This is a genomic window from Streptomyces sp. TLI_105, from assembly GCF_900105415.1.
Lineage (GTDB): Bacteria > Actinomycetota > Actinomycetes > Streptomycetales > Streptomycetaceae > Streptomyces.
Genome location: NZ_FNSM01000001.1, coordinates 2118004 through 2141703, shown reverse-complemented (window position 1 = coordinate 2141703; position 23700 = coordinate 2118004). Strand labels below are relative to the sequence as shown.

General features: G+C 73.6%; 10 protein-coding genes. 5 read left to right on the top strand and 5 right to left on the bottom strand.

What is annotated here, in order from left to right; translation table 11 throughout:
* Positions 1 to 19 precede the first annotated feature (19 nt).
* Genes BLW86_RS09725 through BLW86_RS09715 form a run of 3 tightly spaced genes read left to right on the top strand, consistent with a single transcriptional unit; the run spans position 20 to position 15374 of the window.
* A complete protein-coding gene (locus tag BLW86_RS09725) occupies positions 20 to 4924 on the top strand; it encodes a non-ribosomal peptide synthetase (protein ID WP_093873660.1) in 4905 nt (1634 codons plus the stop codon).
* A gap of 17 nt (positions 4925 to 4941) precedes the next feature.
* Complete coding sequence (locus BLW86_RS09720) at positions 4942 to 14115, top strand: non-ribosomal peptide synthetase (protein WP_093873659.1); 9174 nt, start codon at positions 4942 to 4944, stop codon at positions 14113 to 14115.
* A complete protein-coding gene (locus BLW86_RS09715; protein WP_177181620.1) occupies positions 14112 to 15374 on the top strand; it encodes a serine hydrolase domain-containing protein in 1263 nt (420 codons plus the stop codon). Before BLW86_RS09720 ends, BLW86_RS09715 begins: the two co-directional genes overlap by 4 nt.
* 54 nt (positions 15375 to 15428) lie before the next feature.
* Here the strand turns inward: BLW86_RS09715 and BLW86_RS09710 are convergent, their stop codons facing one another.
* The gene (locus tag BLW86_RS09710) at positions 15429 to 16070 is read right to left on the bottom strand and encodes a response regulator (protein WP_093873657.1); all 642 of its coding nucleotides are present in this window, start codon (positions 16068 to 16070) and stop codon (positions 15429 to 15431) included.
* Positions 16061 to 17083 carry a sensor histidine kinase gene (locus BLW86_RS09705; protein ID WP_256341268.1) on the bottom strand — a complete coding sequence of 341 codons (1023 nt, stop codon included), beginning with the start codon at positions 17081 to 17083 and terminating at the stop codon, positions 16061 to 16063. Before BLW86_RS09705 ends, BLW86_RS09710 begins: the two co-directional genes overlap by 10 nt.
* A gap of 323 nt (positions 17084 to 17406) precedes the next feature.
* Between BLW86_RS09705 and BLW86_RS09700 the strand changes: the two genes are divergently transcribed.
* Entirely contained in the window at positions 17407 to 18048 is a 642-nt protein-coding gene (locus BLW86_RS09700) for an ATP-binding cassette domain-containing protein (protein WP_093873655.1), read from the top strand.
* Between the two features lie 30 nt (positions 18049 to 18078).
* Here the strand turns inward: BLW86_RS09700 and BLW86_RS41965 are convergent, their stop codons facing one another.
* The 3 genes from BLW86_RS41965 to BLW86_RS09685 all read right to left on the bottom strand — a co-directional run bounded on the left by BLW86_RS41965 (position 18079) and on the right by BLW86_RS09685 (position 21776).
* The gene (locus BLW86_RS41965; RefSeq protein ID WP_093873654.1) at positions 18079 to 18996 is read right to left on the bottom strand and encodes an ArsR/SmtB family transcription factor; all 918 of its coding nucleotides are present in this window, start codon (positions 18994 to 18996) and stop codon (positions 18079 to 18081) included.
* A 454-nt stretch (positions 18997 to 19450) separates the two neighbouring features.
* On the bottom strand, positions 19451 to 20479 hold the full coding sequence (gene gntD / locus BLW86_RS09690) for a guanitoxin biosynthesis L-enduracididine beta-hydroxylase GntD (protein ID WP_093873653.1): 1029 nt from the start codon (positions 20477 to 20479) through the stop codon (positions 19451 to 19453).
* 22 nt (positions 20480 to 20501) lie between these two features.
* On the bottom strand, positions 20502 to 21776 hold the full coding sequence (locus BLW86_RS09685; RefSeq protein WP_177181619.1) for an MFS transporter: 1275 nt from the start codon (positions 21774 to 21776) through the stop codon (positions 20502 to 20504).
* Between the two features lie 254 nt (positions 21777 to 22030).
* On the opposite strand from BLW86_RS09685, the gene BLW86_RS09680 reads away from it, so the two are divergent.
* On the top strand, positions 22031 to 23620 hold the full coding sequence (locus BLW86_RS09680; protein ID WP_177181618.1) for a glycosyltransferase family 39 protein: 1590 nt from the start codon (positions 22031 to 22033) through the stop codon (positions 23618 to 23620).
* Positions 23621 to 23700: the final 80 nt, after the last annotated feature.

Here is a 23700-nt window from a genome sequence, read left to right as displayed (position 1 = left end):
CTCCAGTGGAGGGTCGAGCATGTCCCACGATTTCGGCAACGCACCCGCCGTCCCGGAGAACCGGGCCGTCCACGACCTCGTCGCCGCGCGCGCCCGCCGGAACCCCGACGCGCCCGCGGTCGTCGACGCCGACAGGACCCTCACGTACGGCGAGTTGGACGAGCGCGCCAACCACCTGGCCCACCTCCTCGTCGCCGCCGGAGTCACCGCCGAGTCGCGGGTCGGCATGCTGACGGGCCGCTCGGGCCACTCCTCGGAGACCGTCGTCGCCCTGCTCGCCGTCCTCAAGGCGGGCGGGGTCTACGTGCCGCTGCACGAGAGCCACCCCGACGAGCGGATCCGCTGGACACTCGCCGAGACCGAGGCGGTCGTGCTGATCGCCGACCGGTCGACCGTCGAGCGGGCGGCGACCGCCGGGGTCCCCGTGCTCCTCGTGGACGGCGCCGACACGGACCGGCGCCCCGACGCCCCGCACGTGACCGTCGACCAGGAGCAACTCGCCTACATCATCCACACCTCGGGCTCGACCGGCCTGCCCAAGGGCGTGTCCATCACCCACCGCAACATCACGGCGCTGGCCCGCGAACCCCACATGCGCGCCGCCTTCGGCCGCTGCACGCTGTTCAACGCGCCGCTCGCCTTCGACGCCTCCACGTACGAGGTCTGGCTGCCGCTGCTCAACGGCGGCCGCGTGGTCGTCGGACCCCCGGAGCTGACCGCCCCCGGCCTGGCCGCGCTCGTCGCCGAACACCCCGTCGACGCCGTCTTCCTGACGGCGACCCTGTTCCGGCTCTTCGCCGAGGAGCAGCCCGACTGCTTCGCGGGGCTGCGCGAGGTGTGGGCGGGCGGCGAAGCCCCGTCGGCGACCGCCGTGGAGCGGGTGCGGCGCGCCTGCCCGGACACCACGCTCGTCAACGGCTACGGCCCCACCGAGTGCACGGTCTTCGCCACCACGCACCGCACGCCCCCGGACGAGCCGCCCACCCGGGCCGCGGTGATCGGCACGGCCCTCGACGACACCGAGGCGTACGTGCTCGACGAGCGGCTGCGACCGGTCGACGCGGGCGGCACCGGCGAGCTGTACCTGGCCGGCGAGGGCACGGGCCGCGGCTACTTCGGACGCCCCGCGCTGACCGCCGAGCGCTTCGTGGCCAGCCCGTTCGCGCACGGCGACCGCCTCTACCGCACCGGGGACCGGGTGCGCCTGACCGAGGACGGGCTCATCGAGTTCCTCGGCCGGACCGACCACCAGGTCAAGATCCGGGGGTTCCGGATCGAGCTGGGCGAGATCGAGGCCGCGCTGCGCGACTGCGCCGGCGTCACCGACGTCGTCGTGGTCGTACGGGAGAACGGCCCGACGCGCAGCCTCGTCGCGTACCCGACGGGGCCGAGCCCCCTCCCCGAGCGGGAACTGCTCGACCGGCTGGCCGAACGCCTCCCGGCCTACATGGTGCCCGCGCGCGTCGTCTGGATGGACCGGCTGCCGGTCAACGCCAACGGCAAGGTGGACCGGCCCGCGCTGCCCGACCCCCCGGCCGACGGCGCGGAGGGCCACCGCGCGCCGCGCACGGACGCGGAGCGCGCGCTCGCGGCGATCTGGGCCGAGACGCTCGGCGTCGAACGGGTCGGCACGAGGGACGACTTCTTCGCCCTCGGCGGCGACTCCGTGCTGGCCATGAAGTGCGTCGCACGGGCGCGGGCCGGAGGGCTCGTGCTGAGCACGGCCGACGTCTTCACCCACCCGACGGTCGAGGCGCTGGCCGCCGCGGCGACACGGCTCGACGAGGACCCGGCGGCAACGCACCGCCCCGCGCGCGCGGCCGGCTATCCCCTGACCCCCCTGCAGAGCGGCATGCTCTTCGACGCCCTCATGCTCGACGACCCGGCGCTGCACCTGATCCAGTTCGTCGTCCGGCTCGGCGACGTCACCGACCCCGACCGCCTCGGCCGGGCCTGGCAGGAGGCCACGGAACGCCACGCGGTGCTCCGCACCGAACTCCGCTGGACCGACGTCGAGGAGCCCGTGCAGCTCGTCAGGGACCGGGTCACCCTGCCGGTGACCCACCTCGACTGGAGCGCCCTGCCGGAGGCCGAGCGCCCCGCGCGGCTGCGGGAGCTGCTCGACGCCGACCGCGCCGCCGGCCTCGACCTCACCCGGGCCCCGCTGAGCCGGGTCACGATCGCGCGGCTCGGCCCGGACTCCGTCCAGCTCGTCTGGACGATGCACCACGTGCTCACCGACGGATGGAGCTCCGCGGAGCTGCTGCAGGACGTGCTCGACGGATACCGCGGCGAACCGGTGCGGACGCGGCCGCCCTTCCAGGACTTCGTGCACTGGCTCGCGGACCAGGACCTGGACGCCGCCGACGACTACTGGCGCGCCCGGATGGCCGGCTTCACGACCCCCGTGTCCGTGCCCGGCGACCGGCAGCCCCCCGAGGGCCACCGGCCCGCGGCCAGGCGATCGGTGCAGGTGACGGTCCCGGCGGGGACGGCCGCGCGGGTCTCGGCGTACGCGCGGCGCACCGGGCTCACCGCCAACACCCTGGTCCAGGGGGCATGGGCGATCCTGCTCGCGCGCCTGGGCGGCGAACGCGACGTCTGCTTCGGCACGAGCACGGCGCTGCGGCCGGCGGAGCTGCCCGGCGTCGAGTCGATGGTCGGCATGATGATCAACACGCAGCCGGTCCGGGTCCAGGTGGACGACGACGCGCGGACCCTGCCCTGGCTCGAGGAGCTGCAGCGCGAGCAGGCCGCGGCACGGGAGTTCGGGTACGCCCCGCTCAACCGCGTGCAGTCCTTCGCCGACGTGGCGCCCGGTTCCGCGCTGTTCCACACCGCCGTGGTCTTCCAGAACTACCCGTTCGACCGGACGGCCGTCCGCGCGTTCGACGTCGAGTTCGCCACCAACTACCCGCTGGCGCTGAGCGTGTTCCCCGGCGAATCGCCGGTCATGCGACTGCTCTACGACGAGACGGTCTTCGATCCGGCCACCGTGGAGCGCGTCGGCGCCCGCCTGATCACCGTACTGGACGGACTGGCCGCCGGAACCGCGCCGAGCGTCGGCGACGTGACCGCGCTGACCGGCGCCGAGCGGGAACTCGTCCTCGGCGAGTGGGGCGTGGCCGCACCCTCCGAGCACTCCATCGAGCGGCGCATGCACCGGATCATCAGCGAGCGCGCCGCCGGATGGCCCGACACCGTCGCGATCGAGCGCGGCGACCACCGGCTCACCTACGCGGAGGTCGAGGAGCGCTCCAACCGGCTCGCCCACCACCTGGTGGACCTCGGCGTCGGCGCGGACGTGCTCGTCGGGGTGTCCGTCGAGCGGGGCCCGGACCTGGTCGTCGGCGTCCTGGGCGTGCTCAAGGCCGGCGGCGCGTACGTACCGATCGACCCCGACTACCCCGCCGCGCGCACCGCCGCGATCCTGGAGGAGGCGCGACCGGCGGTGGTCCTCACCCACACCCGCCACCTCGGCGTCTTCACCGGCACGACGACCCCCCTCGTCCTGCTCGACGAGGACTGGCCCGCCATCGCCACCCGGCCGGCGACCGCCCCGCCCGACCCCGGCAGCCCCCGCGACCTCGTGTTCACCGTCTACACCTCGGGCTCGACCGGGAAGCCCAAGGGCACCATGATCGAGCACCGGTCCATGGTCAACACCGTGGAGACGGTCGTCCCCCTGCACGTGCGCCCCGGCAGCCGGATCTACCAGCTCGCCCCCATGAGCTTCGACGCCGCCTCGCTCGTCCTGCTGAGCACGCTCGCGGGCGGCGCCACGCTGGTCGCTCCCGTCACCGCCGGGACCTACAGCGGCGCCGAACTCGTCGAGCAGCTACGGGAGGCCGACGCCGGCGCGGTCACCGGACCGCCGACCGTCCTGCCGGTGCTCGACCCGGCCGCGCTGCCGCACCTGGAGTCCATCCTGTGCGGCGGCGAGGTCCTCACCCCGGACCTCGCCGCCGCCTGGTCGCCCGGCCGCCGCCTGCTCAACGGGTACGGACCCAGCGAATGCGCGGTCGCCGCGACGCTCTTCGCCGTGGAGCCCGGCGTCCGCTACGACAACGTCCCGATCGGCAGGCCGATCCCCAACACCAGCGTCCGCGTCCTCGACGACCGGCTGCGCCCCGTGCCGCCCGGCGTCAGGGGCGAGCTCTACCTGGGCGGCGACGGCGTGGGCCGCGGTTACGTCGGACGGCCCGGCCTGACCGCGGAGCGCTTCGTGGCCGACCCCTTCGGAAGGCCGGGCGCCCGCCTCTACCGCACCGGCGACCTGGCCCGCTGGAACCCGGACGGCACGCTGGAGTTCGCCGGCCGGGCGGACGACCAGGTCAAGATCCGCGGCTTCCGGGTGGAGCCGCGCGAGGTCGAGAACGTGCTGCTGCGGCACGAGGCGGTGGCCGAGGCCGCGGTCGTCGTACAGGCCGATCAGGCCGGCAAGCGGCTCGTCGCGTACGTGGTGCCGCGCGCGGGCGTGCCGACCGCGGACGAGCTGCGCGCCCACGTCGCCCGGCACGTGCCCGCCTACATGGTCCCGGCCGCCGTGGTGTCGCTGACGGTGCTGCCGGTCAACCGCAACGGGAAGCTCGACCGGGCGGCGCTGCCCGTGGCGAACGTCCGCCCGGACGAGGAGTCGTACGTGGCGCCGGCCAACCCGACCGAGGAGGCCCTCTGCCGGATCTGGGGCGAGGTGCTGGCCGCCCCCCGGGTGGGCACGCACGACAGCTTCTTCGACCTCGGCGGCGACTCGATCAACGCGATCCGCCTGGCCGTCCGCATGCGCGCGGCGTTCGGCGTGCCGATCTCCCCGAGGGACCTGTTCGAGCACCGACATGTGAGCGACCTCGCCGGAGTGGTCCAGGAGCGCGTCTTCGCGAGCCTGACCGCCGTCTCCGGCACCCAGGCGCCCGGCCGGATCTGACCCAGGGAGGAACGCAGATGACCCAGCCAGACGAGAAGTTCGCGTCCGTACCGGCGCACCTGCAGGCGGAGCTGCTGCGTCGCCTCGCCGGCGAGTCCGCCTCCGAGGAGCGGCCGATCCCGACCGTCCCCCGCGACGGCCTGCTGCCGATGTCGTCGGCGCAGGAACGGCTCTGGTTCCTGGCCGAACTGGAACCGGACAGCGCGGAGTACAACACGCTGCGCGCGCTGCGGCTGCGCGGCGACCTCGACACCGCGGCGCTCACCGCCGCGCTCGACCAGGTCGTACGCCGGCACGAGACGCTGCGCACCACGTTCGACGCGTCGGACGGCCGCGGCGTCCAGGTGGTCCACGAGCACACCGGACAGCCGCTGCCGACCGTCGACGTGTCGGGGCCCGACGCGCGGACCGCGGTCGAGCGCTTCCTCGCGACGGAGATGAACAAGCCCTTCGACCTGCGCCACGGGCCGCTCCTGCGGGCCACCCTGCTGCGCGTGGACGACCGCGAGCACGTGCTCGTCCTGGCCATGCACCACATCGTGTGCGACGGCTGGTCGACCGGACGTCTGCTCGGCGAGCTGGCCGCCGGCTACGAGGCGGCGGTCGGCGGCGCCACCGCGTCCCTGCCGGCCGTGCCCGTCCAGTACGCCGACTACGCCGCCTGGGAGCGCGAGCGGGCCGCCGGCCTCGACGAGCAGCTCGCCTACTGGCGCGACCGGCTCGCGGGGATGCGCACGGCCGAACTGCCCACCGACCGGCCGCGGCCCCCCGTCCGCACGCCCGCGGGCGCGACCCTGCCGGTGGAGATCCCCGCCGACGTGCTGGACCGGCTGCGCGAGCTGAGCCGCGGGCAGGACGCGACGCTGTTCATGGCCCTGGTCACGGTCACGAAGGTGCTGCTGGCCCGCTACTGCGGTGAAACGGACGTGGCGGTCGGCACCGTCACCCTGGGCCGGCAGCGCCCCGAACTGGAGAACCTGATCGGCTTCTTCATCAACACCGTGGTGCTGCGCTCCCAGGTGGACGAGTCGCTGTCGTTCACGGAGCTGCTCGGCCGGGTGCGTACCGGCCTGTTGGAGGCGTTCGCCCACGACGAGGTCCCCTTCCAGCGCCTCGTCGAGGCGGTGCGGCCGGACCGGGACGCGTCCCGACCACCGCTGGTGCAGGTGATGGTCAACCTGCAGAACATGGCCGACACGCTGCCGGCCTTCCGGGGCCTCGACGTCACCGAGATCCAGCCGCCGGTCGACGTCGCGAAGCTGGACCTCACGTTCGACTTCTACGAGGACGCCTCCTCGCTCGTCTGCTACCTGGAATACAGCACCGACCTGTTCGACAGGGCGACCGTCGAGCGGCTCGGCGGCCACCTGGTCACCCTGCTGCGCGCGGTGGCGGAGGAGTCCGCGGCCCCCCTCGCCGGTCTGTCCATGCTGCCGGCCGACGAGCTGCGGACGCTCACCGCCGACTGGCAGGGCCCGACCCTGGAGGTGCCGGCCGCCCGGACCCTCCACCGGATCTTCGACGAGCAGGCGTCCCGGACGCCCGACTCCGTCGCGGTGAGCGACGGCAGCCGACGGCTCACCTTCGCCGAACTGGCCGAGCGGGCCAACCGGCTGGCGCACCACCTGGTCGCGGCCGGCGTCCGCCCGGGCGTGCTGACCGGCGTCTGCCTCGACCGCGGCGTGGACGCGATGGTCGCGCTGCTCGCCGTCCTCAAGGCCGGTGGCGCGTTCGTGCCGCTCGACCCCGAGCACCCCGCCGGGCGGCTGGCCATGATGCTCGAGGACGCCGCGACACCGGTGCTGATCACCGACTCGGCGGCGGTGGGCGAAGGCCCCTGGACCACCGTCCGGCTCGACACCGACCAGGACGCGATCGCCCGCCGGCCCGCCACGCCGCCCACCACGGCCGCCGGGCCGGACGACCTCGCCTACGTCGTCTACACCTCCGGCTCGACCGGCCGCCCGAAGGGCGTGATGGTCAGCCACCGCAACGCCGTCCACATGATGCGCGCCTGGGACGCCCGCTACGACCTGACCGGACTGCGGGGCCGCTCCCTGTCGGTGTCCAGCCTCGCCGTGGACCTGTTCCTCGGCGACTTCCTGATGTCCGCCATGTACGGCGGCGAGATGGTGATCTGCCCGGCGGAGGTGATCACCGACCCGCCCGCGCTGGCCGCGCTGATCTCCGAGGTCCGCCCCCAGCTCCTCGTGACCACCCCGTCGCTGGCCAAGGCGATCGCCCAGGAGCTGTCCTGGACCGGGGGCCGGGCGGACTCGCTGCGCGTCCTCGCGGTCGGCTCGGAGGCCTGGCTGGCCGACGACGCGGCCGCGGTCCTGGAACTGCTCTCCCCCGACGCCGTCGTCACCAACAACTACGGCGCCACGGAGACCACCGTGGACTCCACGACGTACCGGCTGCGGGCCGGCGAGCCGGTCGGCTCGGCGATCGTGCCGGTCGGCCGGCCGCTGGGCAACACCCGTGCGTACGTGCTCGACAGCCGGCTGCGTCCCGTTCCCGTCGGCGTGCCCGGCGAGATCCACATCGGCGGCGACGGCGTGGCACAGGGCTACTGGAACCGGCCCGAACTGACCGCGCAGCGCTTCCTCGACGACCCGTTCACCGGCGGGCGGCTCTACCGCACCGGCGACATCGGACGGTGGCGGCCCGACGGCGACGTGGAGTACCTCGGCCGCGCGGACGACCAGGTCAAGGTCCGCGGCTTCCGGGTGGAGCTCGGCGAGGTCGAGGCCGCCATGCTGCGCCACCCGGGCATCACCGCCGCGGCCGCCGCGGTACGACCCGACCCGGCCGGCCGCGACCGGCTCGTCGGATACCTGCTCGCGGACGGCGCCGCGCCCACCCTCACCGAGCTCCGCGCGTTCCTCGCGGGGATCGTCCCCGACCCGGCGATACCCTCCGCCCTCGTCGTCCTCGACGAGCTTCCGATGACCCCGAGCGGCACGCTCGACCGCAAGGCGCTGCCGACGCCGACGGCCACCGATCACGCCCCCGCGAGCCACGTACCGCCGCGCAACCGCACCGAGTCCGAGCTCGCCGCGATCTGGGCCGAGGTCCTGGGCCTCGACCCCGGCACGGTCGGCGCCGAGGACAACTTCTTCGAGCTCGGCGGCGACTCGATCGTCGGCCTTCAGGTCGTGTCGAAAGCACGGCGGGCGGGCCTGCGCCTGACCGCCAAGCAGATCTTCCTGTACCAGACCGTCGCCGACCTGGCCGCCGTCGTGCGGGCCGCGGACGAGCCGGCCCCGCGGACGCCCGCCATCGCCGTCGGCGACGTGCCGCTCACCCCGGTGCAGCGCTGGTACTTCGAGCAGTACCCGCAGGGCGCCGTCCACTTCAACCAGTCGATGTTCGTCGAGCTCGCGCCCGGCACCGATCCGGCCGCCCTGCGCACGGCGGTGTCGGCGCTGCTCGACCACCACGACGCGCTGCGGCTGCGCGCCGTCCCCGCCGACGGCTCCTGGCGGCAGCACTGCGCGATCACCGAGACGGGCGAGCCGTTCCGCACGGTCGACCTGTCCGGGCTCGGCCCCGACGCCCGCGAGCGGGCGGTCCACGAGGCGGTCACGGCGGCACAGACCGGCTTCCGGCTCGACACCGGACCCCTGCTCGGCGCGGTGCTCTTCACCGGTGCGCCCGAGCCCGACCGGCTGTTCGTCACGGCGCACCACCTCGTCGTCGACGGGGTGACCTGGCGGGTGCTGCTCTCCGACCTGGAGCTCGCCCACGACCAGGCGGCGCGGGGCCTGCCGGTCAGCCTCCCGGAGAAGACCACCTCCTTCCGGGAGTGGTCGAGACGGCTGACCGAGGCGGCCGTGTCCGGCCGCTTCGACGACGAACGGCCCTACTGGCAGGCCGTGGAGGCCGCGTCCGTCGCCTGCCCGCCCCTGCCGGCCGCCGGCGCGACGCCCCTGGCCGCCGGCCGTACGGTGTCCCTGCCGGTCGACGGCGCGGCACCCGACACCCTCGCCCACGCCCGCACGGTCGAGGCCGGTCTCGACGCGGAGCTGACCCGCGCGCTCCTGCGGGACGTGCCGGCGGCGTACCGCACCCAGGTCAACGACGTGCTGCTGACCGCGCTCGCGGCGGTGCTGACCGACTGGACCGGCGGCGACGCCGTCGCGGTCGAGCTGGAGGGCCACGGCCGCGAGAACCTCTTCGACGACGTCGACCTGTCCCGTACGGCGGGCTGGTTCACCACCCTCTTCCCGGTGGTGCTGCCCGTGCCCGGCGAGGACTGGGGCACCCGGCTCAAGGCGGTCAAGGAGACCCTGCGCGCGGTCCCCGAGGCCGGCATCGGATACGGCGCCCTGCGCCATCTGACCGGGAACGCCGCTCTGGGCGGCGGCCGTTGCCAGGTCGGCTTCAACTACCACGGCCACTTCGACGTGGCGACGGGAGACGGTCTGCTGCGCGCCTGGCACCCCAGCCCGGCGCCCGACCGCGGCGCCGACCTGACCCGCCCGAACCTCCTGGAGATCACCGGGATGGTCCGCGACGGCCGGCTCGAGTTCTCCTGGGAGTACTCGGCCGCGCTGCACGACGAGGCGACGATCGCCGGCCTCGCGGAGCGGTTCACCGCGGCGCTCGCCGACATCGTGGCGCACTGCTCCCGGGCCGGCGGCTGCACCCCGTCCGACTTCCCGCTCGCCGGACTCGACCAGGCGGGCGTCGACCGGATCGCCGGGGACGGCCGCGCGGTCGAGGACCTCTACCCGCTCACGCCCATGCAGAGCGGCCTGCTGTTCCACTCGCTCGACGCGCACGAGGACGACATCTACCTCACCCACGTCGGGCTCGTCCTCGACGGCGTCCCCGACCCCGCGCTGCTGGTCGAGGCATGGCAGCGGGTCGTCGACCGCACGTCCGTGCTGCGCACGGCGATCGCCGACGCCGAGGGTGGCCGCCCCCTGCAGGTGGTCCACCGGGACGTACGCGTGCCCGCCGTGATCGAGGACTGGTCGGAGCTGACCGAGACACAGCAGCAGGACCGCATCCGTCTGCTGGCCGAGGCCCCGAGCGAGCCGCTGGACCTGTCGCGGCCGCCGCTGCTGCGGCTGCACCTGGCCCGGCTCTCCGCCTCCACCGTCCATCTGCGCTGCTCCTCGCACCACCTGCTCCTCGACGGCTGGAGCTTCGCCGACGTGCTCGGCGAGGTCTTCGCGGAGCACGCCGCGCTGCAAGGACGCGAGGTCGCGCCGCCGCGCCCGCGCCGTCCGTTCCGTGAGTACGTGCGCTGGCTGGCCGAGCAGGACACCGCCGCTGCGCAGGCGTACTGGACCGGGCTGCTGGCCGGATTCTCCGCGCCCACCGCGCTGCCGTACGACCGGCCGCCGCTGCGCTCGCACCAGTCACGCGACACCGGCCACATCGACCTCGCGCTCACGGCCGAGGAGACCGGGCGCCTGGAGGGCTTTGCCCGAGAGGCCCGGGTCACCGTCAACACCCTGATCCAGGGCGCCTGGGCCCTGCTGCTGTCCCGCTACAGCGGCGACCGGCAGGTCTGCTTCGGCACCACGGTGGGCGGCAGGCCCGCCGAACTGCCCGGCTCCGACGAGATGGTCGGCCTGTTCATCAACACCCTGCCCGCCCGGCTGACCGTCTCTCCCGACCGCGAACTCCGCGCCTGGCTGCGCGAGATCCAGGAGCAGCAGGTCGACGGCCGCCAGTACGAGTACGTCTCCCTCGCCCAGGTGCGGAACTGGGCCGGGATCCCGGCGGGCACCGACCTCTTCGACAGCTGCGTGGTCTTCGAGAACTTCCCGTACGACGAGCACGCGGCCGAGCGGCACGGCCTGGAGGTGCGGTCGCTGGCCGGCCTGGAGACCTCGAACTTCCCGCTCACCTGCGTGGCGCACCTGGTCGACGGACTCCACCTGAGGCTCGGCTACGACCCGCGCCTGTTCGACGACGCCACCGCGGGCCGCTTCGCCGATCACCTGCTCGGCATGCTCGACGCGATGGTGGCGGCGCCCGCCGCCACGCTGCGGGACCTGCCGATGGTCCGCGGCGCCGAACGCGACCGGCTGGTCGAGGAGTTCAACGGCGTCCCGTCCGGCTACCCCGACCGGTGCCTGCACGAGCTCTTCGCGGAGGTCGCGCGCGAGCACCCCGACCGGCTCGCGGTCGTCGCGGGCGACACCCGGCTCACCTACGCCGAACTGGACGCCCGCTCCGACCGGCTCGCCCACGACCTCGTCGGCCGGGGCGTCGGCCCGGAGGTGCCGGTGGGCATCTGCCTGCCGGGCGGCGCCGAGATGATCACCGCCATGCTCGGCGTCCTCAAGGCCGGCGGCGCATACGTGCCGCTCGACCCCGGCTATCCGTCCGAGCGCCTCACCTACCTCTTCCACGACTCGGGCGTGCCGGTGCTGCTGACCAGCGCCGCGCTCGCGCCCGGCCTGCCGCCGACCGGCGCAGAGGTCCTGCTCGTCGACGATCTGCGGCCGGGTCCCGCCGTCGGGCCGCCGCCCTCGCGCACGGTCCCGGACAACCTCGCCGTGCTCGTCTACACCTCGGGCTCGACCGGTGTCCCCAAGGCCGGCATGGTCACCCACCGCGGCCTCGTCCGCCTGGTGCGCGCCGCGGGCGAGCACACCTTCGGCGACGCCACCACGATCGCCCAGCACCATTCGATCTCGTTCGACGCCGCGCAGAACGAACTGTGGCAGGCGCTGCTGAGCGGCGCGTGCCTGGCCGTGCGGCCGGGCGACTTCCGCTCGGTCGACGAACTCGACAAGTTCCTGCGCGACCACGAGGTGCAGGCCATGTCGTTCTCGGCGGGCTTCTTCCACGCCGTCGCCGACACCGACCCGGGAATCCTCGCCGGACTGCGCAAGGTCGTCGTCGGCGGCGAGGCGCTGTCCGCACCGCACTGCGCACGCGTCCTCGACCGGCTGCCCGGCCTGCGGATCGTCAACGCGTACGGACCCACCGAGTGCTCGGTGACCGCGACGTGCTTCCCGGTCGAGCGCGGCGGGCGGCCCGGACGGACCGTCCCGGTCGGCCGGCCGACCGCGGACACCCGGGTCTACCTGCTCGACAGGGACCTGCAGGTGGTGCCGGTGGGCGTGGCCGGGGAGGCGTACCTCGCCGGGGACGGCGTGTCCCGCGGTTACCGGGACCGCCCCGCGATGACCGCCGAACGCTTCCTGCCGGACCCGTTCGGGAAGCCCGGTTCCCGGATGTACCGCACCGGCGACCTGATGCGGTGGCGCCCCGACGGCACGCTGGAGTTCGTCGGCCGCACCGACGACCAGGTGAAGCTGCGCGGCTACCGCATCGAGCTCGGCGAGATCGAGCAGGCGCTCGCCGAACACCCGGACGTGGCGCGGGCGGCCGTCGTCGTCCGCGAGGACCAGCCGGGCCGCCGGCGTCTCGTCGGGTACGTGGTCTCGGAGCAGGACCCGGCCGAACTCACCTCGTACCTCGCCTCCCGCCTGCCCGAGTACATGGTCCCGGCCGCGCTCGTCAGGCTGGAGCGCATCCCCCTCACCCCGCACGGCAAGGTCGACCGCCGCGCCCTGCCGGAGCCCACGACCACGGCGGCCGACCGGGCCTCGGTGGAGCCCCGCACCCCCGACGAGCACACGATGGCCGCGATCTGGGCGGAGGTGCTCGGTGTGGAGCGCGTCGGGGTCACCGACGACTTCTTCGACCTCGGCGGCGACTCGATCCTCAGCATCCAGGTCGTGTTCAAGAGCCGCCGGGCGGGACTGCAGGTCTCCTCCAGCGACCTGTTCCGCCACCCGACCGTCGAGCAGCTCGTCGCCGCGGCCGGCCGGGACCGCAGGGTCGCCGCCACCCAGCGGGCCGAGGCCGGCGAGGTGCCGCTCACCCCGATCCAGTACGAGTTCTTCGCGCGCAACACGGTCGCCCCGCACCACCTCGCCCAGTCGATCCACGTCGAGCTGGCGGCGGACACCGACGAGGCGGCGCTGCGGGCCGCCCTCGCGGCGGTCGTCGCGCACCACGACGCGCTGCGGATGCGGTACACCCGCGACGAGCGGGGCCACTGGTCGCAGCGGAACGCCGCGGCCGAGACCGGCGAGCTGTTCGAGCGCCACGACCTCTCGGGGCTGCCCGACGAGGAGCTGCCCCCGGTCATGAACCGGCTCGCCGCGGCGGCCGACACGGGCTTCGACCTGGCGGACGGGCCACTGCTGCGGGCGGTCCTGTTCGACCTCGGCCCGGACCGGCGGGCGCACCTGCACCTGACCGTGCACCATCTCGTGATCGACGCGGTGTCGTGGCGGATCCTCAACCACGACCTGGACCTCGCCTACCGGCAGGCCCTCGGGGGCGAGGCGATCGACCTCGGCGCCAAGACCTCCTCGTTCCGGCAGTGGGCCACGAGGCTCGCGGCGCACGCGGCCGACGGCGGCTTCGCGGACCAGGCCGCGTACTGGGACGCGGTACCCGAGGCGGCGCCGCTGCCGACCGACGGCTCCGGACCGAACGTGGTGTCGTCGCGGCGGATCATGCCGCTGCGCCTCGAGAAGGACGAGACGGAGGCGCTGCTGCGCGTGGCGCCGGGCAGGTTCCGGGCCCGGGTCAGCGACGTGCTGCTCTCCGCGCTGGCCTGGACGATGTGCCGCTGGTCCGGCGACGACCGGCTCGTGATCGAGATGGAGGGCCACGGCCGCGAGGAGATCTTCGACGACATCGACCTGTCCCGCACCGTCGGGTGGTTCACCAGCTCGTACCCCGTCGCGCTGACGGTGCCCGGGCGGACGGACGACGAGGCCGACTGGCCCGCCGTCGTACGGTCGGTGCGCCGCTGCCTGCGCGCCGTGCCCGGCAACGGGCTCGGTCACGGGGCGCTGCGCCACCTCGCCGGGTCCGGCACGCCGGCGGCGGAGCACACGCCTCCCGCGGTGTTGTTCAACTACCACAGCCAGACCGAGGAGATCACCCGCACGGTCGACCGCTCGTTGTTCCACGCCTTCCACGCCCCGATCGGCCGGGAGCAGGACGACCGCGAGCGGGTCGTGCAGGCCCTGGAGGTGGTCGGCGCGGTCGAGGACGGCCGGCTCGGCTTCGACCTCTACTACTCGGTCGCCCTGCACGAGCCCGCGACGATCGAGCGGGTCGGCTCCGAACTCGTGGCGGCGCTGCGGTCCATCGCCCGCCTCTGCGAGCCGGCCCTCGGGGCGGAGGACGACCGGTGAACGACCTGCTGGCGGAGCTCGCGCTCCTGCACGGAGTGCCCGGCGCCCAGGTGGCGGTCTGGCGCGACGGCCTCCTGCGCACCGCGGAGACCGGTGAGGAGGAGGCCGGTTCGGGAAGGCCGGTGACGGTGGAGACGGCGTTCCCGCTCGGATCGCTCACCAAGCCGTTCACCGCGACCCTCGCGGCCCTGCTGGTCGCCGACGGCGACGTGGACCTGGACGAACCCCTGGCGGAGCAGCTGGGCGAGCTGCGCGCCGGCCCGGAGTTCACGCTGCGGCAGGTGCTCAGCCACACCGCGGGCCTGGCGGCCAACACCGCCGAGCCGCCCGTCGGGACCACCCGCGCCCGGTGGCTCGCCCGCCACGCGGCCGAGCCGGTCGTGCACGAACCGGGCACGGTCTTCTCCTACTCCAATCCGGGGTACGTGATCGCCGGCCGGCTGGTCGAGGAGATCACCGGCCTGGACTGGGCGGAGGCCGTGCGGACGATGCTGCTGCGCCCGCTGGGGCACGATGCCGCGGCGCCGACCGCCCTGGGGCATCTCGTACGCCCGGACGCCCCGCCCCGGCCGATCCGGGAGCAGTCCGTACCGCCGCTGGAGGACCCGGCCGCGGGCCTGCGTGTCTCCGCCCGCGACCTCGCCGTGTTCGGCGCCGCGCACCTGGGCCTCGGCCCGGGCGGCGGCCTGCTCGACGCCGCGACGGCGCGGGCGATGCGCGAGGACGTCACGGAGGGGCTCGCCGTGGGCGCCCACGGGCTGGCGGACGGCTGGGGCGCCGGATGGTCGCGGTACGGGGCCTGGTTCGGCCACGACGGCACCGGCGACGGGGCGTGGAGCCATCTGCGCGTGGACCCGTCGACGCGGACCGTGGTGGCGCTGACCGCCAACGGCAGCAGCGGCGCGCGCCTGTGGGAGTCGCTGCTCGGGCGGCTGCGCGGGACCGGCCTGGAGGTCGGCGACCACCCCCGGGACACGGGCGGCGCCGAGTCCGTGCCGGCACCGCAGGAGTGCGCGGGGCACTACGCCAACGGCGACTGGTCGTGCCGGGTGGAGGCCGAGGACGGCGACCTCCTGCTCTCGGTCGCCGGAGCGGCGCCGGTCCGGCTCCTCGTCGGCGAGGACCTCTCCTTCCGTACGCCCTCGGGGGGCGGTCCGCGCGCGGCGATGCCGTACCTGGGGCGGTTCCTGCGCGACCCGGCGACCGGCGCCCTCGACCGCGTGCAGATCACCGGGAGGCTCTGCGTCCGGCGGAAGTAGCGCGTCCCGAGGGTGGTCGGGCCCCTTCGCGGAAGGGGCCCGACCACCCTCGCGTCAGCGTGCTTCCAGATAGGTCAGCACGGCCCGGACCCGTCGGTGGCCGGCGTCGGTCTCGGTGAGACCGAACTTCGCGAAGATGTTGCCGATGTGCTTGTGCACCGCGTTGTCGGTGATGGACAGCTTCCCGGCCAGCGTGGCGTTGTCGTGCCCCTCCGCCATGAGCGCCAGGACCTCCCGCTCCCGGCGGGTGAGCGTGGACAGCGGTCGGGTGCGCCCGGCGAGCAACTGGGCCACCACGTCGGGGTCGAGCGCGGTGCCGCCGGCGGCCACCCGGTCGAGCGCCTCCAGGAACTCGTCGACCCGGCTGATGCGGTCCTTGAGCAGATAACCGACCCCGCCCCCGCCGCCGGAGAGCAACTCGGAGGCGTACGTCTGCTCCACGTACTGGGACAGGACCAGGACCGGCAGGCCGGGGTGGAGGCGCCGGGCCTCGATCGCGGCCCGGATGCCCTCGTCGCGGAACGAGGGCGGCAGCCGTACGTCGACGATGGTGACGGCCGGGCGGTGCCGGTCGACCGCGGCCAGGAATCCCCCGGCGTCGTCGGCGACCTCGGCCACCTCGTAGCCGGCATGGGTCAGCAGCAGCTCCAGACCGGTGGCGAGCAGGACGTTGTCCTCGGCGATGACTATCCGCACGGCAGCTCCACGGTGATCGTGGTGGGGCCGCCCGCCGGGCTGACGACCGTGACGCGGCCGTCGAGAGCCTGCGCGCGGCCGCGGAGTCCGGCCAGTCCGCTGCCGGCGTTCTCCCGCGCGCCGCCCACGCCGTTGTCGGTGACGACGACCGTCAGCACGTCCTCGACGCGCCACACCCTCAGCGCCGCCTCCGTGGCCCGGCTGTGCTTGGCCACGTTCGTCAGCGCCTCGGTGACCACGAAGTAGGCGACCGCCTCGATGGCCGCCGGGATCCGGTGCAGCTCGCCGATGTCGATCGAGACCGGGACGCCGCCCCGGGCGGCGACGGTGCGCAGGGCTCCCCGCAGCCCGCGGTCGGCGAGGATGGGCGGATAGATGCCGCGGAGCACCTCGCGGAGCTCGACCATCGCCTCCTCGGTGACGTCGGTCGCCTCGCGCAGCATCCGGGCGACGGTGGACAGGTCGCGGTCGAGGCACTGCCGGGCGACCGCGAGCCGCATGGCCACCGCCACCAGCCGTGCCTGGGTGCCGTCGTGCAGGTCGCGCTCGATCCGCCGCAGCTCGGCGCCGTGCGCCTCGATCGCGTCGATGCGGGTGCGGGTGAGCGCGGCCACGCGGTCGGCGAGCAGGCGGGTGCGCGACGGCGCGAGCACGGCGAGGGTCAGACGGGCGTACCCCGTGGCGAGCGGCGGCAGCGCCAGGCAGCCGACGGCGAACAGGACGGATCCCACCGAGGGGCCGGTGGCGGCCTCCTGCCAGCCGGCCACCGGGATGTCCAGCACCGTCTTCGGACGTCCCTGTGCCGGAAACGCCCACGCCAGCAGGGGAGTCGCCACGATCATCAGCGCGTTGCCGACGCAGATGACCGTGGCGAGCCCGCAGGCGATGCCCAAGGTCACGTGCAGGGCGAGCCAGTACAGATGACGGGAGAGGTCGATGCTCTGCTCGCGGACCGGGCGGCCCAACAGGCGGCCGGCCCGCTGCCGGTGCCACTCGGCCCACGACCGACGCATGCTCGGGTGAAAGAGCGGCAGGAAGGAAAGAATGCTCATGACGGCGGTGCCGAATTCCCCGAGGAGATAAGCCGTGGCCCGCAGCGGCGGCGACCAGGCGCGGATCACCGGAGCAGACCACGCCCTCGCGCGCATTACAGCAGGCTGTAGTTCTTTCCCTGTGGCGGAAGGTATGGGCTCTTCCGCACCGAAGGCCCTAACATGCCGGTCAGACCGAGTATCGGGGACCAGAGGTGGACGGAATCGACTCACCTCCGCCGGAGTGGAACGGGGACGGCGGACCGGTTGCACAACCTACCTCCCGAGCATGGAAAGAGACCACCATGACCGAACAGAGTCCGGCTCTGCAGCTATGTCATGTCGGCACGGACGGCGCCGTGGGCGCCGAACCCGGATACGTGATCGAGAACGTGTCCTTCGCGTGCGACGGCGGCACCTGGACGGCGCTGGCCGGACCGGCCGCCGCGGGCAAGACCGGCGTGCTGCGGTGCGCCGCCGGTCTGGAACCGGTGACGACGGGCGAGGTCCGTCTCGCCGAGGGCCTCCGGCTCGCGCACGTCGGTCTCCTGCCGGTGCCGGAGCAGGCGGCGACGATCGGCACGCTCGCCTCGGGGCTCGGCCCGATGCCGGCCGGAGCGGCGGAGGTGGTGCGGGACGCGCTGCGCCGGCTGGACCTCTGGGAGGAGCGGGACATTCCCGTACGCGAACTGACGGGGGATCGGCAGCGGGTGGCCGCGGTCGTGGCCGCGGTCTCCGGCGCCCCCGACGTGCTGCTCGCCGACGACCTCACCGTCGGCCTTCCGCCCGCCACCGCGGCGGGGGTCCTGGACATGGTGCGCGAGTTGGTGGACCGGCAGGGGCTCTGTGTCGTGGCCTCGGCCACGGACCTGGCCTCTCTCGAACGGGCCGACGCGGTGGTGCTGCTCGCCGAGGGCCGTGTGGTCGAGACGCGGGTCATGCCGTAGCCGCGTGGCTGTCGGTACGCGGGTCATGTCTCAGCCGCGTGGTCCCGGAACGCTCCTCGGCTCGCGCGCCCGTGGGTGGCCCGGATGGCCCGGGTGGCCCGACGGACCGGTGAGCTCGGCGGGCAACTCCCTCTGCAGGAGCGCCAGACCGAGCGGAGTGAGCGTGTGCGTGGCGGTGGTGCGGTTGCGCAGCGTCGTGATCAGCCCCGCCTCTCGCAGGACGGTGGCCTGCTTGCTGGCGCCGGAGAGGGAGATGCCGAGCCGGTCGGACAGATCGCCGGTGGTGCCGCTCTCGGACAGCGCGCGCAGGGCCGCCGCGCGGGTGGCTCCGACCAGGGCGGCCAGCGCCCGGTCGCCCTCGACGTCCGATTCCTCGGAGGGCGACTCCAGGTCGTTGAGGTCCAGGGGCACGGAGAAGACGAGCGCCGGCACGCCGGCCTGCCGCTCGGAGCGCACGAGCACGCAGGTCTTGTCGGGGAGGAAGAGCGAGGGGCTCAGGATCAGGCCGCGCCCGTCGAGGGTGATCTCGAGGTCGGTGTGGGACGCGATGCGCAGCTCCGAGGACTCCCACGTCACCTTGGGGTGCAGCCCCGCGAGCAGGAATTCGACGCCGTTCGTGATGGCTATCCGTCCGCGCACGTCGCGCTCGATCTCCAGCCGGGCCCGTATCTGCGACCAGTAGGGCAGGATGCCCGCGCTGCAGAACAGGAAGACGATCTGGGCGAGGCGGCGGGCCCGGGCGCGCACGGCCGGCGGTACCGAATCGGCGTCCGCCCCCTCCCGCTCCAGCAGCCACAGGAGATCGGGAACCACCCGGTACTTGGACACGACCTCGCCCACGGCGGGCAGGTCGTCGCCGAGGCGCTCGCGCACGAACTTGTGCCAGCCGACACCGCCGCGCGCCCGGTCGCGTCCGAAGTGGTGGAGGGCGAAGACCGCTTCGGACACGGGCCCTAAAGTATGGACCATTCTTAACCGCTGTATGTCTTCGCTGGAAACTTTGATGCGCAACATTGCCACCCCCGAGACGCAATTTGCATGCAGGAGATCATGCGTAGGTCGCCGACGATGGCAATGATATTGATCCGTCAATGATTTGGTAGAGGGGTGGCTCCTCGTGATTTAGTGCCCCGGCCACGTAATTGCGATCCGCGTGACCGTTTCCCCTCTCGCCGCCGCCCGTGCCCGGCCTGCTCCACCCCCCTGACCGGGCCCGACTTCCTCGCCGCGCCGTTGATCACTTCATCGAACTCCCTACGGGCCTGCCGTGCTTTTCCGTGTGTCTCGAAAACGACGGGCGTGATTCAGTCGCAGTCGGCCGAAAATTCATTGTCGGAGATGTCCGGTCCGGTCGGCGACCACGATCCGTGCGTCGGTGGACGACCCGTCAGTAGATAAACCGTCAGTAGATGACCCGCGACTCCGCCGTCAGCCGCGCGTGCCGGGACTTGCGCAGATCACGGGTGATATTCAGCCGACGCAGCCAGCGGTCGGTGCCGTCGAATCGCGCCCGGAAGGGCTTGCGGCCGTGCACCACGCGGTAGTTGTCGAGGAAGGCGATGTCGCCGGGAGCCAGGGCCACCCCGCCCATCGCGCCGTCCAGGGCCTTCCCGATCTCGTCCAGCACCCGCTGCTCGCGCTCACCCTGCACCCCCTGCATGTAGTAGGGATCCAGCCGGATGTACGGATCCTTGGGGGAGCCGAAGAGGACCGCCACCGGCTCGGGGGACCGCAGGGCGCTCTCCACCCGCTCGGCGCTGCGCCTCGTGAGCTCGGCCACCTCGGGATCCTCGCGGTCGCCCGCGACCTGGTTCTGCGGACGGTGCGAGTCGTCCGGAAGGATCCTGAAGCGCTCCTCCATCAGGGCCGCGCGCGTCGCTTCGTCGAGCCGCACATCGGCGATGTCGGCGAAGGTCGTCTCCACCCCGCCGGGGTTGCGCAGGCACATGAGCCCCAGGTAGTCGGTGCGCAGGGGATGGAAGGCGTCCTCGGTGTGCCAGGCGAGCGTCTCCGCGCTTCCCCAGCCGATCTGACCGTGCTCGTGGGCGCGTATCGGGAAGATGTCGTGCATGACCCGCCCGTCCTGCTGGGTGGCCCAGCCGATCGGCTCGCCCAGCAAGCAGCCGATGAGCAGGAACGGGATGTCGAGGCGCAGCGTCGCGTCGGGCGCTGCCTTGTCGCGCCAGTCCGGCGGCGTGGGGCCGAGCGACAGGTCGTCGACCGGCAGCCCGGACACGACCAGCACCCCCGACGGCTCGGTCAGCCTGAAGTCGACCAGTGCCGTCCGCAGCCCGCGCGGCAACTCGTGCGCGTAGACCTGGGCGGCCCGGTGCAGGGCGGGATCCTCGATGGACGAGAAGCGCCCCGCGACCTCCGCGGTGATCTTCTCGATCGCGACGACGTCCTCGTCGCGCAGCTGGAGCTGCAGCATCTTCTTCCTCCGTTGTCGGTGGTCAGGAGTGCGCCGGCTGTGGTGCGTCGGACGGCCGGGGCAGCGCGAGGCGGCGCAGCGCCGGGCTCAGGGTGGCGCCGACGGCGACGACCGCCAGCAGCCCGGCCGCGCCGAGCATGCGCACGGCCCCGTCCCGGGTGACGGCCGCCAGCACGCCGGCCGTGACGGGGCCGGCCGTGGCGGCCAGTTCGGAACCGAGGGCGACCAGGCCGGACAGACGTCCCCGCAAACCGTCGGGCACGGACGCCAGTTGGCAGGTGATCACGGTCGTGTTCGCGACCGGCATGGCCATCGCGGCCACGCCCAGCAGGATGCCGAGCGGCACACCGCGCGACGCGTACGCCATGGCGACGGCGACGGCGGCGAAGACCCAGGTCGAGCCGATGACCAGCGTGCCCGGCGACAGCGCCGCCGCGTGCAGACGGTCGGCGATCAGGGCACCGACCAGACCGCCCGCGCCGAAGCACGTCATCATCAGGCCCATCTGCCCGGGCGCGACGTGCTCCTCGCCCGACACGACGAGTACGAGCACGACCAAGGTGTGGAACGCGAGGTTGACGCCGACGATCCAGGCCATCGTCGCGCGTACGGTCCGCGTGCGCAGCAGCGGCCCGAACCCGCCGGGCCGCGGCGCGGCGGCGGCCGCGCTCCCCCCGCCGGCCGAGGGCCCGGCCGAGGGCCCGGCCGAGGGCCGGGCGGGGCGGCGCGGCAGATGCAGGGCGGCCAGCGCCACGAACGACACCGCGAGCACGGACGTGTTCAGCGCGAACGGCAGGACCTCGTGCAGCCCGAACGTGAAGCCGGCCAGCGCCGGGCCGGTCAGCAGCGCGGCGAACGGCCGGGCCGCGTTGCGCGCCAGTGCCCGCGGCAGCATGTCCTCCGGCACGACCTGGGGGAGGGCCGCGTTCTCGGCCGGTACGAAGACGCCGGCGGCCGCGCCCTCGACGACGGCCACGAGCAGGATCTGCCACAGCGGGCAGTCGCCCAGCAGGACGGCGACGGCGACGCTGAGCATCGCCACCGTACGGACGCCCTGGGTCGCCACCATCACCCGCTTGCGGTCCACGCGGTCGGCCAGCACCCCGGCGGGCAGGCTGACCAGGGTGCGGGCACCGGCGAGCACCGCGGCGACACCGGCGACCGCGGCCGCCGAGCCCCCGTGGGCCAGCACGAGCAGCGGGAAGGCGATGTACGCGATCTCGCCGGCCAGTTCGGACAGGAACATGCCGGACCAGAGAACGCGGTAGTTCCGGTTGCGCGGCAGGGGTGGGGTCATGCCGAGCCTTCCCTGTGTGACGGCAGCCGACGCCACCGAGTCTTCCGGCGGGGAGGCGGCCCTCGCCATCAAGTTGACCCGTGGACGAAACTCCCAGGCCAACCGCGTCCCGCCCCCGGAAGCGGGCCACGGCCTGCGCAATGTCGGCACGGCTCAAGTTCGTTGAGGTCACCGGTGGGCGCGCCGATATTGGAGGGCTGAGTCGTGTCCGGCATTCCGACACGGCAGCGAGCCCTGACGGAACGGAGTCCCCGATGACTTTCGTGAAAGCGACCGCGCCCTCGGACCAGGAGGCGGCCACGCCGCCGCCCGAGGGGCCGGGGCTCGCTCCCGTGCCGTGGCGGCCGGTGTCCCTGACCGCCGCCGCGATGACGGTGTGCCTGCTGGTGCTGGCCACCCGGCACGGCTACCACGTGGACGAGCTCTACACCCGGGCCGCGAGCCGCCATCTGGCGTGGGGCTACGTCGACCAGCCCCCGCTCGTCGCGCTCGTCGCCAAGGCCGAGATGGCGGTGTTCGGGGACAACCTCTTCGGCTTCCGTGTGGTGCCGGCGCTGCTGGCCTCCCTCGCCGTGCTGCTCGCCCCGCTGATCGCCCGCGAGCTGGGCGGCGGCTCCCGGGCGCAGACACTCGCGGGATTCATGGCGTTCGCCTCGGGCCTGGTCATGTACACCGGCCACATCATGGGCACGAACAACTGGGACGAGCTGTCCTGGATCACGGTGACCTGGCTGCTGATCCGGATGGTGCGCACCCGCGACACCCGGCTGTGGTGGGCGATCGGCGTCGTGGTCGGCGTCGGCCTGACCGCGAAGTACCTGCTGGTCCTCCTGCTGCTCTGCCTCGGGGCCGGCCTGCTGGTGTTCGGACCGCGACGGGTCTTCCGGACCTGGCGCTTCCCGGCCTCGGTCGGCGTGGCCGTGGTGATCGCCTCGCCGGTGCTGATCTGGCAGATCACCCACGGCATGCCGCAGCTGGAGATGAGCGCCGCGCTGTCCAAGGCGCTGGACAGCCTGTCCCGCAGCACCTTCGTCCCGATGCAGCTCCTCCTCATCGGCTTCTTCCTCAACCCGGTGTGGATCGCCGGTCTCGTCGCGCTGCTGCGGCGCCCCGAGTGGCGCGCCTACCGGTTCGTCGGCTGGTCGTATCCGCTGATGGTGGTCGTGCTGCTGATCGTCGGCGGACAGGGCGCCTACACCACCGCGCTGCAGTACGTGCTCCTCGCCGCGGGGGCCGTGGTCGTCGACCGGTGGGCCCGCAGCGCCAAGCGGCTCGGGGTGATCGGCGGACTGACCGCGCTCAACGCCGTGAGCAGCGCGATCCTGCTGCTGCCGACGCTCCCGATCAACGTGTACGCGGGGAATCCCGTCCTCAGCGGCATGGCCATCGTCCAGTTCGACCAGGTCGGCTGGCCCGAGATGACCCGGCAGGTGGGCGCGGTCTACCGCTCGCTGCCGACGGACGAGCAGGCGCACACCGTCATCTACGGCAACCACTACGGCCAGGCGGGCGCGATCGACAGGTGGGGGCCGGAGTACGGGCTGCCGAAGGCGTACAGCGGCCACAACTCGTACGCCGACTTCGGCGTGCCCGGCGAGGACAAGACGACCGTCATCGCCATCGGCGTCGATCCGAAGCGGTTCGGCGCGCTCTTCGCCTCGTGCGAGCCGCGCGGCGCGTACGAGAACGACCTCCCGGTCTCCGACGACGGCCAGAAGTTCCTGGTGTGCCGCGGTCCGCTGAAGCCCTGGCCGCACCTGTGGGAGCAGCTGCGCTGGATCGGCTTCCAGTGCCCGTACACGGCCGAGGCGATCACGGCCGAGAGCGCCAAGGGGTGCGACTGAACCGGGAGGGACGACGGGTGACGGACCGGGGGCGGCCCCGACGCGCGGCGACGGCCGGCCCGACCGCCTCCGGGGCCCCG